At 68.1% G+C, this 13,797-nt stretch carries 15 protein-coding genes and 1 pseudogene; 3 read left to right on the forward strand and 13 right to left on the reverse strand.

What is annotated here, in order from left to right:
* Positions 1 to 4: 4 nt before the first annotated feature.
* From hisI to hisD, 8 genes are all read right to left on the reverse strand, one after another.
* Positions 5 to 352, reverse strand: coding sequence for a phosphoribosyl-AMP cyclohydrolase (hisI, locus tag ACVWWN_RS25655; RefSeq protein ID WP_457146356.1), 348 nt, complete (start codon positions 350 to 352; stop codon positions 5 to 7).
* A 124-nt stretch (positions 353 to 476) separates the two neighbouring features.
* A complete protein-coding gene (hisF, locus tag ACVWWN_RS25660; protein WP_457146357.1) occupies positions 477 to 1,259 on the reverse strand; it encodes an imidazole glycerol phosphate synthase subunit HisF in 783 nt (260 codons plus the stop codon).
* Positions 1,259 to 2,074 (reverse strand): inositol monophosphatase family protein, encoded by an 816-nt coding sequence (locus ACVWWN_RS25665; protein WP_457146358.1) that lies wholly within the window; start codon positions 2,072 to 2,074, stop codon positions 1,259 to 1,261. The genes hisF and ACVWWN_RS25665 overlap by 1 nt, the downstream gene beginning before the upstream one ends.
* A 6-nt stretch (positions 2,075 to 2,080) precedes the next feature.
* Entirely contained in the window at positions 2,081 to 2,815 is a 735-nt protein-coding gene (gene priA, locus ACVWWN_RS25670) for a bifunctional 1-(5-phosphoribosyl)-5-((5-phosphoribosylamino)methylideneamino)imidazole-4-carboxamide isomerase/phosphoribosylanthranilate isomerase PriA (RefSeq protein WP_457146359.1), read from the reverse strand.
* A 5-nt stretch (positions 2,816 to 2,820) separates the two neighbouring features.
* Positions 2,821 to 3,441, reverse strand: a complete 621-nt coding sequence (gene hisH, locus ACVWWN_RS25675; RefSeq protein WP_457146360.1) for an imidazole glycerol phosphate synthase subunit HisH — start codon at positions 3,439 to 3,441, stop codon at positions 2,821 to 2,823.
* Positions 3,438 to 4,058, reverse strand: a complete 621-nt coding sequence (hisB, locus tag ACVWWN_RS25680; RefSeq protein ID WP_457146361.1) for an imidazoleglycerol-phosphate dehydratase HisB — start codon at positions 4,056 to 4,058, stop codon at positions 3,438 to 3,440. Before hisB ends, hisH begins: the two co-directional genes overlap by 4 nt.
* Positions 4,055 to 5,224 (reverse strand): histidinol-phosphate transaminase, encoded by a 1,170-nt coding sequence (locus ACVWWN_RS25685; protein ID WP_457146362.1) that lies wholly within the window; start codon positions 5,222 to 5,224, stop codon positions 4,055 to 4,057. Before ACVWWN_RS25685 ends, hisB begins: the two co-directional genes overlap by 4 nt.
* On the reverse strand, positions 5,224 to 6,537 hold the full coding sequence (gene hisD / locus ACVWWN_RS25690) for a histidinol dehydrogenase (protein ID WP_457149279.1): 1,314 nt from the start codon (positions 6,535 to 6,537) through the stop codon (positions 5,224 to 5,226). The genes ACVWWN_RS25685 and hisD overlap by 1 nt, the downstream gene beginning before the upstream one ends.
* Before the next feature lie 69 nt (positions 6,538 to 6,606).
* On the opposite strand from hisD, the pseudogene ACVWWN_RS25695 reads away from it, so the two are divergent.
* Both ACVWWN_RS25695 and ACVWWN_RS25700 read left to right on the forward strand, forming a co-directional pair.
* Positions 6,607 to 7,016 (forward strand): annotated as a pseudogene (locus ACVWWN_RS25695) (nitroreductase family deazaflavin-dependent oxidoreductase).
* Positions 7,017 to 7,037: 21 nt separating this feature from the next.
* Positions 7,038 to 7,676, forward strand: a complete 639-nt coding sequence (locus tag ACVWWN_RS25700; protein ID WP_457146363.1) for a LysE family transporter — start codon at positions 7,038 to 7,040, stop codon at positions 7,674 to 7,676.
* Positions 7,677 to 7,680: 4 nt separating this feature from the next.
* Here ACVWWN_RS25700 and ACVWWN_RS25705 read toward each other — a convergent pair whose 3' ends face one another.
* Complete coding sequence (locus ACVWWN_RS25705) at positions 7,681 to 8,709, reverse strand: alcohol dehydrogenase catalytic domain-containing protein (protein ID WP_457146364.1); 1,029 nt, start codon at positions 8,707 to 8,709, stop codon at positions 7,681 to 7,683.
* A gap of 63 nt (positions 8,710 to 8,772) precedes the next feature.
* Between ACVWWN_RS25705 and ACVWWN_RS25710 the strand changes: the two genes are divergently transcribed.
* Positions 8,773 to 9,360, forward strand: coding sequence for a TetR/AcrR family transcriptional regulator (locus ACVWWN_RS25710; RefSeq protein ID WP_457146365.1), 588 nt, complete (start codon positions 8,773 to 8,775; stop codon positions 9,358 to 9,360).
* A 111-nt stretch (positions 9,361 to 9,471) separates the two neighbouring features.
* On the opposite strand, the gene ACVWWN_RS25715 is transcribed toward ACVWWN_RS25710, so the two are convergent.
* The 4 genes from ACVWWN_RS25715 to nadA form a co-directional block, all read right to left on the reverse strand.
* Positions 9,472 to 10,002: a hypothetical protein gene (locus ACVWWN_RS25715; RefSeq protein ID WP_457146366.1), complete on the reverse strand. Its 531-nt coding sequence runs from the start codon at positions 10,000 to 10,002 to the stop codon at positions 9,472 to 9,474.
* 313 nt (positions 10,003 to 10,315) lie between these two features.
* Positions 10,316 to 11,173 (reverse strand): carboxylating nicotinate-nucleotide diphosphorylase, encoded by an 858-nt coding sequence (nadC, locus tag ACVWWN_RS25720; RefSeq protein ID WP_457146367.1) that lies wholly within the window; start codon positions 11,171 to 11,173, stop codon positions 10,316 to 10,318.
* Complete coding sequence (locus tag ACVWWN_RS25725; protein ID WP_457146368.1) at positions 11,173 to 12,717, reverse strand: L-aspartate oxidase; 1,545 nt, start codon at positions 12,715 to 12,717, stop codon at positions 11,173 to 11,175. Before ACVWWN_RS25725 ends, nadC begins: the two co-directional genes overlap by 1 nt.
* Positions 12,714 to 13,757: a quinolinate synthase NadA gene (gene nadA / locus ACVWWN_RS25730; RefSeq protein ID WP_457146369.1), complete on the reverse strand. Its 1,044-nt coding sequence runs from the start codon at positions 13,755 to 13,757 to the stop codon at positions 12,714 to 12,716. The genes ACVWWN_RS25725 and nadA overlap by 4 nt, the downstream gene beginning before the upstream one ends.
* Positions 13,758 to 13,797 lie beyond the last annotated feature (40 nt).

The following is a 13,797-nucleotide window of genomic DNA, read 5'->3' on the forward strand; positions in this document are numbered from 1 at the left end:
CAGCTTAATCCTCCGGCCCCAGAAGGACATCTGCATCGAAGCAGCTGTGGTCGCCGGTGTGACAAGCGCCACCAACTTGATCGACCTCGAGCAGCACCACGTCGCCGTCGCAGTCCAGCCGCACCGAGTGCACGTGCTGGGTGTGCCCCGACGTCGCGCCCTTGATCCACTGTTCGCCGCGGGAGCGCGAATAGTACGTCGCCTCACGGGTGGCAAGTGTGCGGGCCAACGCGTCGTCGTCCATCCAGGCCACCATCAACACAGCTCCCGTGCCGCGTTCCTGTACCACCGCGGCGAACAGGCCGTTGGCGTCGCGCTTGAGCCGCGACGCGACGTCTGCGTCGAGCGTCACCTCGATCCTCTGCTCTTCGCGCAAGCGCTCATCGGTGCACTCTGCTGTTCGCGCAAGCGCTCATCGGTGCACTCTGCTCTTCGCGCAAGCGCTCATCGGTGCACTCTGCTCTTCGCGCAAGCGCTCATCGGACCACGATCCCTTCCGCCGCCATCGCCGCCTTCACCTCGCCGATGGTCAGCTCCCCGAAGTGGAACACGCTGGCGGCCAGCACGGCGTCGGCACCTGCGACAACGGCCGGCGCGAAATGTTCCTTGGCCCCCGCACCGCCGCTGGCGATCACCGGCACGGTCACCACACCTCGCACCGCCCGCAGCATCCTGAGGTCGAAGCCCGCCTTGGTGCCGTCGTAGTCCATCGAGTTGAGCAGGATCTCGCCGACGCCCAGTTCCGCACCGCGGGTGGCCCATTCCACGGCGTCGATGCCGGTGCCCCGGCGGCCGCCGTGCGTGGTGACTTCCCAACCGGACGCCGTGGGCTGCTCACTCCGCGGCACCGTCCGGGCATCGACCGACAGGACGATGCACTGCGATCCGAACCGGCGCGACAGCTCCGCCAGCAGTTCCGGCCGCGCGATGGCGGCCGTGTTGACGGCCACCTTGTCCGCGCCCGCCCGCAACAGCACATCGACGTCGCTCACCGACCGGACGCCGCCGCCGACGGTGAGCGGGATGAAGACCTGTTCCGCAGTGCGCTTGACGACCTCCAGCATCGTGGCCCGCCCCGACGAGGACGCCGTGACGTCGAGGAACGTCAGTTCGTCGGCCCCCTCGGCGTCATAGACGGCGGCCAATTCGACGGGATCGCCTGCGTCCCGCAGATTCTGGAAGTTGACACCTTTCACCACCCGCCCGTCATCGACATCGAGGCACGGGATGATCCGGACCGCGAGGTCATACGCGTCCATCAGAAGTCCTTCGGATCGCCGACGGAGCGCAGGAGGTCGAGCAATTGACCATGGGCTCCGGGCAGACCCACCAGCGCCGACGGCGAGTTCACCGTCCAGTCATCACCGGCGAGGTCGCTCACCACACCGCCGGCCGCCTGCACCAACGCCACACCTGCCGCATGGTCCCACACATGGCCGCCGAAACTGATTGCCCCACCGAGTATCCCGGCCGCGGTGTAGGCGAGGTCGATACCGGTGGCGCCATGCATTCTCATCCGAGAGCATTGCCGGCTCAGGTTCTCGATCACCGCGAGTCGATAGCGGCCGGGCACCCTGCCGCGTGAGTCGACGTTGAATGTGCTGACACCGACGATCGAGTCGCCGAGTTCGGCCGGCTCCAGCGGGGGTCGCGCGACGCCGTTGGAGTACAACGGTTTACCGACGATGCCGGTGTAACGCTCCCCGGTGAACGGCACCCAGGTCAGGCCGGCGACCGGTGCGCCGTCATGGACCAGGCCGAGCAGGATCGCGGCCATCGGCGAGCCTGCGGCGTAGTTGAACGTGCCGTCGATCGGATCGAGCACCCACACCAGCGGCGACTCGAGGTCGGCCCCGCCGAACTCCTCCCCGTGCACCTCGATACCCGTCGCCGACTCGAGTGCCTCCTTGACCTGGCGTTCGATCGCCAGATCGACCTCGGTGGCGAAATCGTTGCCCTTCTTCTGCACCGCCGAATCGGCGCGATGACCGGCGATGAACGGCTTGGCGGCGACGTCGAGGATCGCGGCCGCCTCGGCGACCAGAGCTTCCAGGTCCGCCCCGTCCAGCGACATCGCGGTCTACTGCCCCACCGCGGCGAGCGCTTCTGGCAACGTGAATCTGCCCGCGTACAGCGCCTTTCCGACGATCGCGCCTTCGACACCGCGGTCGGTCAGAGTGGAGATCGCCTGCAGATCCTCGAGGCTGGACACCCCGCCGGATGCGATCACCGGCGCATCGGTGCGCTCGGTGACCTGGGTCAGCAACTCCAGGTTCGGGCCCTTGAGTGTGCCGTCTTTGGTGACGTCGGTGACGACGAAGCGTGAACACCCCTCGCGATCAAGCCGGTCCAGCACCTCCCACAGGTCGCCGCCGTCGGTCTCCCAGCCGCGACCACGCAGCGTGTGCCTGCCGTCCACGATCTTCACGTCGAGCCCGACGGCCACCCGCTCACCATGCTCGGCGACGACCCTGGCGCACCACTGCGGGTTCTCCAGCGCGGCGGTGCCTAGGTTCACCCTGGCGCAACCGGTGGCCAGCGCCGCGTTCAGCGAGTCGTCGTCGCGGATCCCGCCCGACAGTTCCACGGCCACGTCGAGCTTGCCGACCACCTCGGCGAGCAGTTCCCGGTTCGAGCCACGGCCGAACGCGGCGTCCAGATCCACCAGGTGAATCCACGCGGCGCCGTCGCGCTGCCAGTTGAACGCGGCGTCGAGCGCGGACCCGTACTCGGTTTCGCTACCCGCCCGACCCTGCATCAGGCGCACAGCCTTGCCCTCGACCACGTCGACGGCGGGAAGGAGTATCAACGTCACGGCGGTCAACCTAGCGTGCCGACCCAGTTTTTCAACAACGCGGCACCGGCGTCGCCGCTCTTCTCCGGGTGGAACTGGGTGGCGGCCAGCGGTCCGTCTTCGACCGCCGCGAGGAACGGCACGTGATGGGTGGCCCAGGTGAGCTTCGCCTCGGCACTGCCCTCCCACTGCTGCGCGGCATACGAGTGCACGAAGTAGAACCGGGTGGTCGCGTCGAGGCCGGCGAACAACCGGCTTCCCTCCGCGGCGTCGACGACGTTCCAGCCCATGTGCGGGATCACCGGGGCGTCCAACCGGATGACCGCACCCGGCCATCGGCCGCAGCCCGTCGTCTCGAGCCCGAACTCCACGCCGCGCGCGAACAGGATCTGCATGCCGACGCAAACCCCGAGCACCGGGCGATCCGCGGCCAGGCGATCGGCGATGATCTTCTCACCGTCGATCTTGCGCAGGCCCGTCATGCACGCCTCGAACGCGCCGACCCCGGGAACCACCAGGCCGTCCGCGTTCATCGCAGCGCGCGCATCCGAGGTGACCTCGACTTCTGCGCCGACGCGCTCCAGCGCACGTTGTGCCGAGCGCAGATTGCCCGAGCCGTAGTCGAGAACCACCACTTTCCTGGTCACAGCGTGCCTTTGGTGGACGGCACGCCGGTGACCCTCGGGTCGTACTCGACGGCTTGACGCAATGCGCGTGCGACGGCCTTGTACTGCGCCTCGGTGATGTGGTGCGGATCGCGGCCGTAGATGGTCCGCACGTGCAGCGCAATGCGGGCGTTGAACGCCAGCGACTCGAACACATGGCGGTTGACGACCGTGTGATACGGCGTGTGATGCGGACCAGTCGAACCGGCGATGGTGAACTCGACCAGGTAGTCCGGTTCGCCGGTGTGCACGAAGTAGGGGCGGCCGGACACGTCGACCGCCGCATGGGCGAGCGTCTCGTCCATCGGGATGAATGCGTCGCCGAAGCGGCGGATGCCCTTCTTGTCCCCGAGCGCCTGGCCCAACGCCTGGCCCAGCACGATCGCGGTGTCCTCGATGGTGTGGTGGCCCTCGATCTCGATGTCGCCCTTGGCGCACACCGTGAGGTCGAAGCTCGCATGGCTGCCCAGGGAGGTCAGCATGTGATCGAAGAAGGGGACGCCCGTCTCGACGCTGACAACGCCCGTGCCGTCGAGGTCGAGTTCGACGACGATGTCGGATTCCCTGGTCTTACGCTCGACCTTCGCGCAACGGGTCACTGTTCTCCTACTGGTACGAGTTGCGAGGTGGCCAGCGCTGCGCTGGCCGTCAGCAGCGCGTCGTTCTCCTCGGCCAAGCCGGTGGTGGCGCGCAGGTACCCGGGAATGCCGACATCGCGGATCAGGATGCCGGCGTCCAGATAGCGTTTCCAGGTGGTCGGTGCATCGGTGAACTCGCCGAACAACACGAAGTTCGCGTCGCTGGCGATGACACGGAAACCCATGGAGGTCAACGCTTCGGTCACTCGTTGACGCTCGGCGATGAGCTTCGCGACGCTGCCGAGCGTGTCGTCGGCATGCCGCAGTGCGGCGCGCGCGGCGGCCTGGGTCACGACGGACAGGTGATAGGGCAGTCGCACCAGCAGCATCGCGTCGATCACGGCGGGCGCGGCGACCAGATATCCGAGCCGGCCGCCCGCGAAGGCGAACGCCTTGCTCATGGTGCGGGTGACGACGAGCTTGGTCGGGTAGTCGTCGATCAGCTGCACCGCGCTCGGCTGCGACGAGAACTCGCCGTAAGCCTCGTCGACGATGAGGATCCCGGCGCTGAGGGACGACAGCGCCTCCAGGAGCCGGCGCAGTTCCTCGAGTGGAACGCTTTGACCCGACGGGTTGTTGGGGCTCGCCACGAAAACGATGTCGGGAGTGTGTTCCTTGATCGCCTGCACCGCCACCTCGGCGTCGAGGCTGAAGTCACCAGCCCGGTTGGCCACCAGCCACGCGGTCTGGGTGCCGTCGGAAATTATCGGGTGCATCGAGTACGACGGCACGAAGCCGATGGCGCTGCGGCTGGGGCCCCCGAACGCCTGCAGCAGCTGCTGCAGGATCTCGTTGGATCCATTTGCCGCCCAGAGATTTTCGACACCCAACGTGGTTCCGGTCTTCGCGCTGAGGTAGGCAGCCAGATCGGCGCGCAGCGCGACCGCGTCACGGTCGGGATAGCGGTGCAGTTCGCCGGCGACGGCCCGGACCGAATCCGTCACGTCGTCAATGAGCGCCTGAGTCGGCGGATGCGGGTTCTCGTTGGTGTTGAGACGCACCGGCACATCCAATTGCGGTGCCCCGTAAGGGGACTTGCCGCGCAGGTCCGCACGCAGCGGCAGATCATCCAGGGTCACCTGCCGGCCCGGTGTCTGTGCATTCTGTTCGTCGCGCACGCGGCTCATCACTTCTCGAATCTCCGGCGCACGGCTTCGCCGTGGGCAGGCAGATTCTCGGCCTGCGACAGCGTGATCACGTAACCGGAGACGTCTTTCAGGGCGGCCTCGTCGTATTCGACGACGTGGATTCCTTTGAGGAACGTCTGCACCGACAGCCCGCTCGAGTGCCGGGCGCAGCCGGCGGTGGGCAGCACGTGGTTGGAGCCGGCGCAGTAGTCGCCGAGACTCACCGGCGAATACGGTCCGACGAAAATCGCGCCGGCCGAGCGGATGCGGGCGGCGACGTCCGGCGCATCGACCGTCTGGATCTCGAGGTGCTCGGCAGCGTAGGCGTTGACGGTGCGGATCCCGGCCTCGATGTCGTCGACCAGCACGATCGCGGATTGTCGCCCCGTCAGCGCCGCGGTCACCCTGTCCCGGTGCACGGTCGTCTCCAGTTGGACGCCGAGCTCGCGGTCGGTCGCGTCGGCCAGCGCGACGCTGTCTGTGACCAGCACGCTGGCCGCCATCTCGTCGTGCTCGGCCTGGCTGATCAGGTCGGCGGCGACGTGCACCGGATCCGCGGTGTGGTCGGCGAGGATCGCGATCTCCGTCGGACCCGCCTCGGCGTCGATCCCGACCTGCGAACGGCAGATCCGCTTGGCCGCGGTGACGAAAATGTTGCCTGGGCCGGTGATCATGTCGACCGGCGCGAGTTCACCGCCGTCGGTGTCGGTGCCGCCGTAGGCCAACAGCGCCACGGCCTGCGCACCGCCGACGGCCCATACCTCGGTCACACCGAGCAGCGCCGCCGCCGCCAGGATGGTCGGGTGCGGCAAACCGTCGTGATCGGCCTGCGGCGGGCTGACGATGACCAACGAGTCCACCCCCGCGGTCTGCGCGGGCACCACGTTCATCACCACACTCGACGGGTAGACCGCATTGCCACCGGGAACGTAGAGACCGACCCGTTCCACCGGCACCCAACGTTCGGTGACGGTCGCACCGGGCGCGAGTGTGGTGGTGGTATCGGTGCGTCGTTGATCGGCGTGCACCGCGCGCGCCCGCCCGACGGCCACCTCGAGGGCGGTCCGGATGTCGGCGCTCAACGCGGCCAGCGCGGCCTCGAGACACTCGGCGGGCACTCGCACCGTGTCGGGCCTGACCCCGTCGAACGATTCCCCGTACTCCAGCGCGGCCTCGGCACCACGTTCGGCCACCGCGTCGACGATCGGGCGTACCTTCGGCACCACCGAATCCACATCCACCCCGCCGCGCGGCAGCGCCGCCCGTAACTGGGCAACCGAGCGCGTCACGCCGCGCAGGTCGATGCGCGCCATCGCGGCGGGCGGGGATACATTCACGCTGACCATTGTCCCAGAGCAGGCCAAATCGGTTATGGAGGCATGATGAAGCGCACGAATCACCCCAACAATGCGCCCGGTGTGCCCATGATGTTTCCGCCCTGGTTCGAGAGCGTGCAGGTGAAATACGTCAACCCGATGATCAAGCCGCTCGCCCGTTTCCTGCCCGGCCTGGCAACGATCAGACACCGCGGCCGCACGTCAGGCAAACCGTACGAAACCGTCGTGAGCACCTTCCGCAGGGGCAACATGCTGGCCATCGCGCTCGGCCATGGGAAAACGGATTGGGTGAAAACGTCATGGCCGCGGGCGAGGCCGATGTGCACTTCCCCCGGCGAGACGTGCACCTGGTCAACCCGCGCATCCTGCCCGCGGGCACCGGCGGACCGGAACTGCCGTTCATGGCCCGGGTGCAGGCGGGCCGAATGGCGATCTTCGTCGCCGATATCGCTTGACCGCGCTGACACACTGCTCCTATGGCCTGGCAAGTCTGGTTGACGTTCTTCGGCGCCGCGATCGCGATCAGTGTGTCGCCGGGGGCGGGTGCCATCCAGTCGATGGCGACCGGCCTGACCCACGGAGTACGGCGGGGCTACTGGAGCATCCTGGGTCTCGAGGTCGGCCTGATGCTGCAACTCGCGCTGGTGGCCATCGGGCTGGGTGCCGCCGTCGCGAACTCGATTCTGGCGTTCAACATCATCAAGTGGATCGGGGTGGCCTACCTCGTTTACCTGGCGGTCCGGCAATGGCGCACGGCGACCGTGGATCTGCGTGACCAGATCGGTAAGGCCGTCGACGGCGGTCGGCTGTCGCTGCTCGTGCGCGGTTTTCTGGTCAACGCCACCAACCCCAAGGGGCTGGTGTTCTTCATCGCGGTGCTGCCGCAGTTCGTCGTGCCGACCCAACAGCTGCTGCCGCAGTACCTCGCCATTGGCACGACGATGATCGGCGTCGACCTCGTCGTGATGGGCCTCTACACGGGGCTGTCGGTGCGCCTGCTGCGGTGGCTGCACACGCCGCGCAGACAAACCGTGCTCAACCGGGTGTTCTCCGGTCTGTTCGCCGCCGCGGCGGTGGTGCTGTCGCTGGTGCGGCGCGGGCCGGCCACCATCTGACGGGTCAGCCGCGGGTGTACACGGTCTTGCCCGTCATGGTGGGCCAGGCCTGTGGGGCGTCCTGCCAGTCGACGACGCGCTGAACCGCCGGCGCCAGATCGCACCGGGTGGCAGTCAGTTCGAGGATCTCGGGGATAACCGCCCGCGCATTGACCCGGCCCGTGACGAACCGCAGTCCGCGTGTGTACATCGACAGCAGCGGCATCTCGACGGCGCCCGAGTAGTAGATCCCGGTGTCTGTGCACACTCCGTCGGGCCAGGTCGCGCGCAGTGTCGCCGAGAGAGTCGCGGATTCGGCCGAGGTGTGCACGGTGATCGGGTACGGGTCCCAGGACTTGTCGGGCTTCTGCCTGTCATGCACTGTGGCGCCGAGCTTTGCGGCCGCTTGCAGCCGGTGTGGATCGGTGTCGACGTAGTCGACGTGGGCCCCATAGGCCGACCCGAACGCCGCCGCGTATAGACCGATCGACAGCCGGCCGACGACGAGAACCCGGCGATCGTCGGAGTCGAGCGCGGCGAGCTGCGCCCGGTACGGGCCCACGGCGCGCCAACCGTCCGGAATGTTGTCCGACATCGAGGCGATCGCGACCGGATCGAGGCCGGCCGGGATCGGTAGCAGCATCGCGTCGGCGAACGGCACCAGCACCAGGTCGGCCATGAAGCCGCCACCGTCCAGCCCGGCGAGTGGCGCCATCCCGTACATCGCCATCAACGACAGCGACTCACACGAGCCCGTGGAACCGCGCCGGCAGGCCCGGCAGTGTCCACAGTTGATCTGGAACGGAACGATCACCCGATCGCCGACGGCGATATCGCGAACGGCATCCCCGACGGCCACGACCTCCCCGACACCCTCATGTCCCACCGCATGCCCGGGAGGCATCGGCAGCCGACCTTCGGCGACCGCGACATCCAGGTCGCAGCACGCCACGGCCAGTGGACGCACGATCGCCTGCTGCGGCGCCGTGACTTGCGGTTCCGGCGCCTCGCGCCAGGCGTAGACCCCCGGCGACTCGAACATCAGCTGCTGCATACCCCAACCTTCTTTAGCGATCTTTCAAGTATTGTTGAGCGACCTTTCAAGTAAAGTCAAGGCATGCCCCGGCCCGACCGAAGCCGCGCCGCTCTCGTCGACACCGCGGCCCTGCTGTTCCGCAGGCAGGGATACGCGGCAACGGGCGTCAACCAGATCCTCGACGGCGCGAACGTTAAAGCGGGTTCGCTCTACCACCACTTCCCCGGCGGAAAGCAAGAGCTCGCCGCCGCAGTCGTGGACAACGTCGGTGGCGCGATCGAGCGGCGGTTACGAGGCTTTCTCGACAGCGGGCTGCCGGCGGCCGACATCGTCGACGCCTGGATCGAGCTCCTCGCCTCGGGGCTGGCCACCGACCGACGCGACGGCTGCCCCATCGAACCGATCGCCACCGAGTCGGTGAACGCCAGTCCCTTCGTCCGCGAGGCGTCCGCGCGGGCCTTCGGAGGCTGGTGTCTGGCGGTGGCCGATCGGCTTCGGGCCGACGGATGGTCCGCCGACGAGGCGGAGCAGACCGCGCTCGCGGTGATCGCGCTGATCGAAGGCGCGCTCATCCTGTCGAGGATCGCCGGCGACGCGGCCGCGCTGACCGCCGCCAAGGCGGCATCGCGCACCTTGCTCAGTCCGGCAGGCGGAGCGCACGGCGCATAGGTCTACTTCTCCGTCGACACCGGCATCTTGTTCGGTTTGCTGTGATGCAGAACCACCCGTCGACCCACGTGTCGAGGCGGTGGTATCCGGGATTGCTGAGCCGATTCGTCTTTATTTGCAGAGTTCCGTGATTGTGGCGTTCGCCGAGTCGGCATCCTGCAGCCGTGCCGCCTGAGCAGGATCGGAGTTCTGTGCGCCTGCCGTGGCGGCCGCACCGATGTCCATCGCGGTGTCGGCGAACTTGCGGATCGCGTCGGCCAGATCGGTGGGCGTCGCCGTGTCCAGCCGAGCCAGCAGGTACTGCCCGCCGTCGTACAGCGCGACCCGCGCGTTGGCCGCGACGGCCTGCGAACCGGTGACGTCGGCCGGGCCGCCCGCCGGCTGCAAATTCGTGTTCAGCGAGATGCCACGACGCACGAGATCTATGGCACTACATGCCTTGACCTTCGCATCCGCTTGCTGGGCATCGGTGTAGTGGACCTGCGAAGCACGGTCGTGGAGCGACAGGAAGAGGCTCCAGCCCGCCAGTGCGAGGGCAACGACGGCGATGATGATGGCGACGACGGGCAGTGGCCCGGCGCGGCGTGACGCGCCGCGGGGCCGAGGGCGCAGGGAGGATTCGCTGGGCGATGGGTCCGGCATGGCGCCGATAGTAGCGGTTCCCCGGTCAGAAGCGGCGCAACATGGTGACGACCGCAAGCCGGCAAATTTCTCGAAGTTGCTGGGTGAGTTCGCTCAAACATGTCAAGATATTGCTGGCCCTGTCGCAATTTGTTCGCTCATCATCGCGACCACTCCGGCAGGCGCTCGGGCGATGACGGTTGCTGGGCCTGGCAATGCCGCCTGGGCCGTCAGGACCGGGTCGAGCCCTTCACCGGCCGGGTGGGGGGCTCGACCCCCCTTTGGACGAAGCGTCAATCTTCCCACTGTGACCTCGAGCCACGCGCACCGTCAGCTAGAGGTCGAGGCCGATGTCCAGCACCCGCACGGAGTGGGTGAGCGCACCCACGGCGAGGTAGTCGACGCCGGTCCCGGCGTATTCCGCGGCGGAATCCAGCGACAGCCCCCCCGACGATTCCAGCTTGGTGTGCGGGGCGCGGGCATCACGGCGTTGCACCGCGATCTGGGTCTGCCACACCGGAAAGTTGTCCAGCAGCACGAGTTCGACGTCCTCGATGAGGACATCGTCCAGCTGCTCCAGCGAGTCGACCTCGACCTCGCACGGCAAATCGGGTGCAGCACTTCGCACTTCGCGCAGCGCCGCTACCACCGACCCCGCGGCGGCGACGTGGTTGTCCTTGATCAGGGCGGCATCGCCGAGGCCCATTCGATGGTTGACCCCGCCACCGACCCGCACCGCGTATTTCTGCAGCGCGCGCAGCCCGGGCAGGGTCTTTCGGGTGTCGCGGACCTTGGCGTTCGTACCGGACACTGCCGACACCCACGCGGCGGTGGCGGTCGCGATACCCGACAGATGACACACCAGATTGAGCATGGTCCGCTCGGCAGTGAGCAGTCCCTGCGTCGGCGCCTCGACGGTCAGCACGATCCCGCCGGCATCCAGCCGTGCGCCGTCCTGAACCCGATGCTTCAGCCGGTAGCCGTCGGGACCGATGATCTCGTCGAGCACGAGCAGCGCGAGGTCGACGCCCGCGACCACTCCCGGCTCCCGAGGGACCAGCGATGCGGTCGTCGTCGCGTCGGCGGGCACCGTCGCCAGCGTGGTGACGTCCGGTCCGTAGCGAAGGTCTTCTTCCAGCGCTCGGGCAATCACCCTGCGCGCCTCCGTCAGCTCGTCGGCGGAGAGTTCCATCAGCAGCACACCACGGCGGGTACCAGGCTGCGGGCCTGCACCGGGTCCGTATCGGGATGGTCGCTGCGATGGTGACAGCCACGCGATTTGGTGCGGGCCAGGGCGGCCACCGCGACGGCCCCGGCCGCGGTGGTCAGCGCGATGTCCTCGAAGTCGGCCCGTGAAGCGACGGTGCGGGGCACCGAGGTTTCCAACTCGGCGGCCAATTGTCGCAACCCAGCGCCGTCACGCACCACCGAGGCGTGCCGCGTCATCGCCTTCTGCAGGTGCGGCCGCGGGAGCGCCCGACGCGCCGTGGGGTCCGGGATCACGGCGCGACCCGGACCGGCCTCGACCGCGTGGGCAGCGGCGGCGGTACCGGCCCGTGCGCCGACCACCAGGCCCTCGAGCAGACTGTTGGACGCCAGGCGGTTGGCGCCGTGCATGCCGGTACGCGCCACCTCGCCGGCCGCGAACAGGCCGGGGAGTTCGGTACGCCCGTACACATCCGTCACGACCCCGCCGCAGCTGTAGTGCGCGCCCGGTACGACGGGAATCGGCTGGCGGGTGGGATCGATACCTACGGCCCGGCACGCTGCGGTGACGGTGGGGAACCGCCGCCGGAACCGGTCGATCCCCCGCGCATCGAGGTACACGCACGGGTCGCCGGTCTGCGCGAGTCGCGCGTCGATGGCGGCCGCCACCACATCGCGGGGAGCCAGGTCGCCCATCGGATGCACACCGGCCGTGACCGGATTACCTTGTCCGTCAATCAGAATGGCACCCTCGCCACGAATGGCCTCGGTGATCAGGGGTCGACGACCGCCCGCTTGGCCGTCGAAAAGCATGGTCGGGTGAAACTGGATGAACTCGAGATCGCTGACCGCGACACCGGCCCACATCGCCAGCGCGATGCCGTCGCCCGTGGAGCCCTCCGGGTTGGTGGTGGCGGTATAGAGGTGTCCCAGCCCGCCGGTGGCCAGGATGACGGAAGGGGCGTGCACGACGCCGAGGCCGTCCTCGTTGAGCACGAGCACACCGGTAACCACACCCTCGTCCTGAACCAGTTCCAGCGCCACATGATTGCGGCGGATATCGAGCCTGGCCGCGGCCGCATCGAGCGCACGCTGCACTTCGGCGCCGGTGGCGTCACCTCCGGCATGAATGATCCGCCGGCGCGAATGACCACCTTCGCGGGTCAGTGCCCAGTGGCCCGGTGACGCTTCGTCGAATTGTGCACCGTCATCGACCAATTCGGCCACGGCGCGGTAGCCGTCGGCAACGATCGAGCGGACCGCCTCCGGATCGCACAGGCCCGCGCCCGCAGCCAGCGTGTCCGCGACATGCGCCTGCACCGAGTCGTCGGTGTCCGGAAGGACGACCGCGATGCCGCCCTGCGCATAGAAGGTCGCGGTCTCACTCGCCTTGCTCAGCACCACGACCTTTTGACCGCGACGGTGCGCGGCCAGCGCGGCGACCAGGCCGGCGGCCCCGGTCCCGATGACGACGACGTCGACGCGCTGCTGCCAGTAGCCGCTACCTCCGCAACCCGACGCGCGGTTCATTCGCCGCCGCCGGGGGTGCCGATCTCGATCATCCGCTGCACGCTGGCGCGGGCCAGCCTGGCCATCTCGGCATCGACGTCGACCTCGTCGGCCCCTTCGGTCAGACAACGCAGCAACGCCGCAGGCGTGATCATCTTCATGTACTTGCACGATGCCCGGTCGTTGACCGCACGGAAATCGACGTCCGGTGCGGCGCGCCGCAACTGGTGCAGCATGCCCACCTCGGTGGCGACCAGCACCTGTCGGGCCCTGGTCTGCCGCGCGGCATCGAGCATGCCGCCGGTGGACAGGATCTTCACCCGGTCCTCGGGGAATGCGCCTTCGCCGGCCAGATACAAAGCCGATGTGGCACAACCGCATTCGGGGTGTACATACAACTCGGCGTCGGGATGCGCCCTCGCCTGAGCTGCCAGCTCGTCGCCGTTGATGCCCGCATGCACATGGCATTCGCCCGCCCAGACGTGCATGTTCTTGCGGCCGGTGACGCGGCGGACATGAGCGCCGAGGAACTGGTCGGGGCAGAACAGCACCTCGCGGTCCTCCGGGATGGACGCCACCACGTCGACCGCGTTCGACGAGGTGCAGCAGAAGTCGGTCTCCGCCTTCACCGCGGCGGTCGTGTTGACGTAGGAGACCACGACCGCCCCGGGGTGTTCGGCCTTCCAGGCGCGCAGCTCGTCGGCGGTGATCGAGTCGGCCAGTGAACACCCGGCCCGTTGATCGGGGATGAGCACCGTCTTCTCCGGTGACAGGATCTTGGCGGTCTCGGCCATGAAGTGCACGCCGCAGAACACGATGGTGGCCTCGCGCGCCTCGGCGGCGATCCGCGACAGCGCCAGCGAGTCACCGACGTGGTCGGCAACGTCCTGAATGGCCGGCAGTTGGTAGTTGTGCGCGAGCAGCGTGGCGCCGCGCAGATCGGCCAGCCGACGGACCTCGGCGACCCATTCCTTGTCGCCGTCGACTCCGGCGAAGCCGGCCGGACCATTGGTGATCCGGCTCGCCAGACCCTCCGAGGGCATCCGATCGAGAACCGTCATCGCCGTCTCCTCACCGCGTCGAGGTTTTCGACTTATAATC

This window comes from Mycobacterium sp. URHB0021 (assembly GCF_054057895.1).

Coding starts and splice junctions, on each gene's coding strand:
- hisF (WP_457146357.1), bottom strand. CDS start 1,259: ATGGACGCGTATGACCTCGCGGTCCGGATCATCCCGTGCCTCGATGTC.
- ACVWWN_RS25665 (WP_457146358.1), bottom strand. CDS start 2,074: ATGTCGCTGGACGGGGCGGACCTGGAAGCTCTGGTCGCCGAGGCGGCC.
- ACVWWN_RS25685 (WP_457146362.1), bottom strand. CDS start 5,224: ATGAGCCGCGTGCGCGACGAACAGAATGCACAGACACCGGGCCGGCAG.
- hisD (WP_457149279.1), bottom strand. CDS start 6,537: ATGGCGCGCATCGACCTGCGCGGCGTGACGCGCTCGGTTGCCCAGTTA.
- ACVWWN_RS25700 (WP_457146363.1), top strand. CDS start 7,038: ATGGCCTGGCAAGTCTGGTTGACGTTCTTCGGCGCCGCGATCGCGATC.
- ACVWWN_RS25705 (WP_457146364.1), bottom strand. CDS start 8,709: ATGCAGCAGCTGATGTTCGAGTCGCCGGGGGTCTACGCCTGGCGCGAG.
- ACVWWN_RS25710 (WP_457146365.1), top strand. CDS start 8,773: ATGCCCCGGCCCGACCGAAGCCGCGCCGCTCTCGTCGACACCGCGGCC.
- ACVWWN_RS25715 (WP_457146366.1), bottom strand. CDS start 10,002: ATGCCGGACCCATCGCCCAGCGAATCCTCCCTGCGCCCTCGGCCCCGC.
- nadC (WP_457146367.1), bottom strand. CDS start 11,173: ATGGAACTCTCCGCCGACGAGCTGACGGAGGCGCGCAGGGTGATTGCC.
- ACVWWN_RS25725 (WP_457146368.1), bottom strand. CDS start 12,717: ATGAACCGCGCGTCGGGTTGCGGAGGTAGCGGCTACTGGCAGCAGCGC.
- nadA (WP_457146369.1), bottom strand. CDS start 13,757: ATGACGGTTCTCGATCGGATGCCCTCGGAGGGTCTGGCGAGCCGGATC.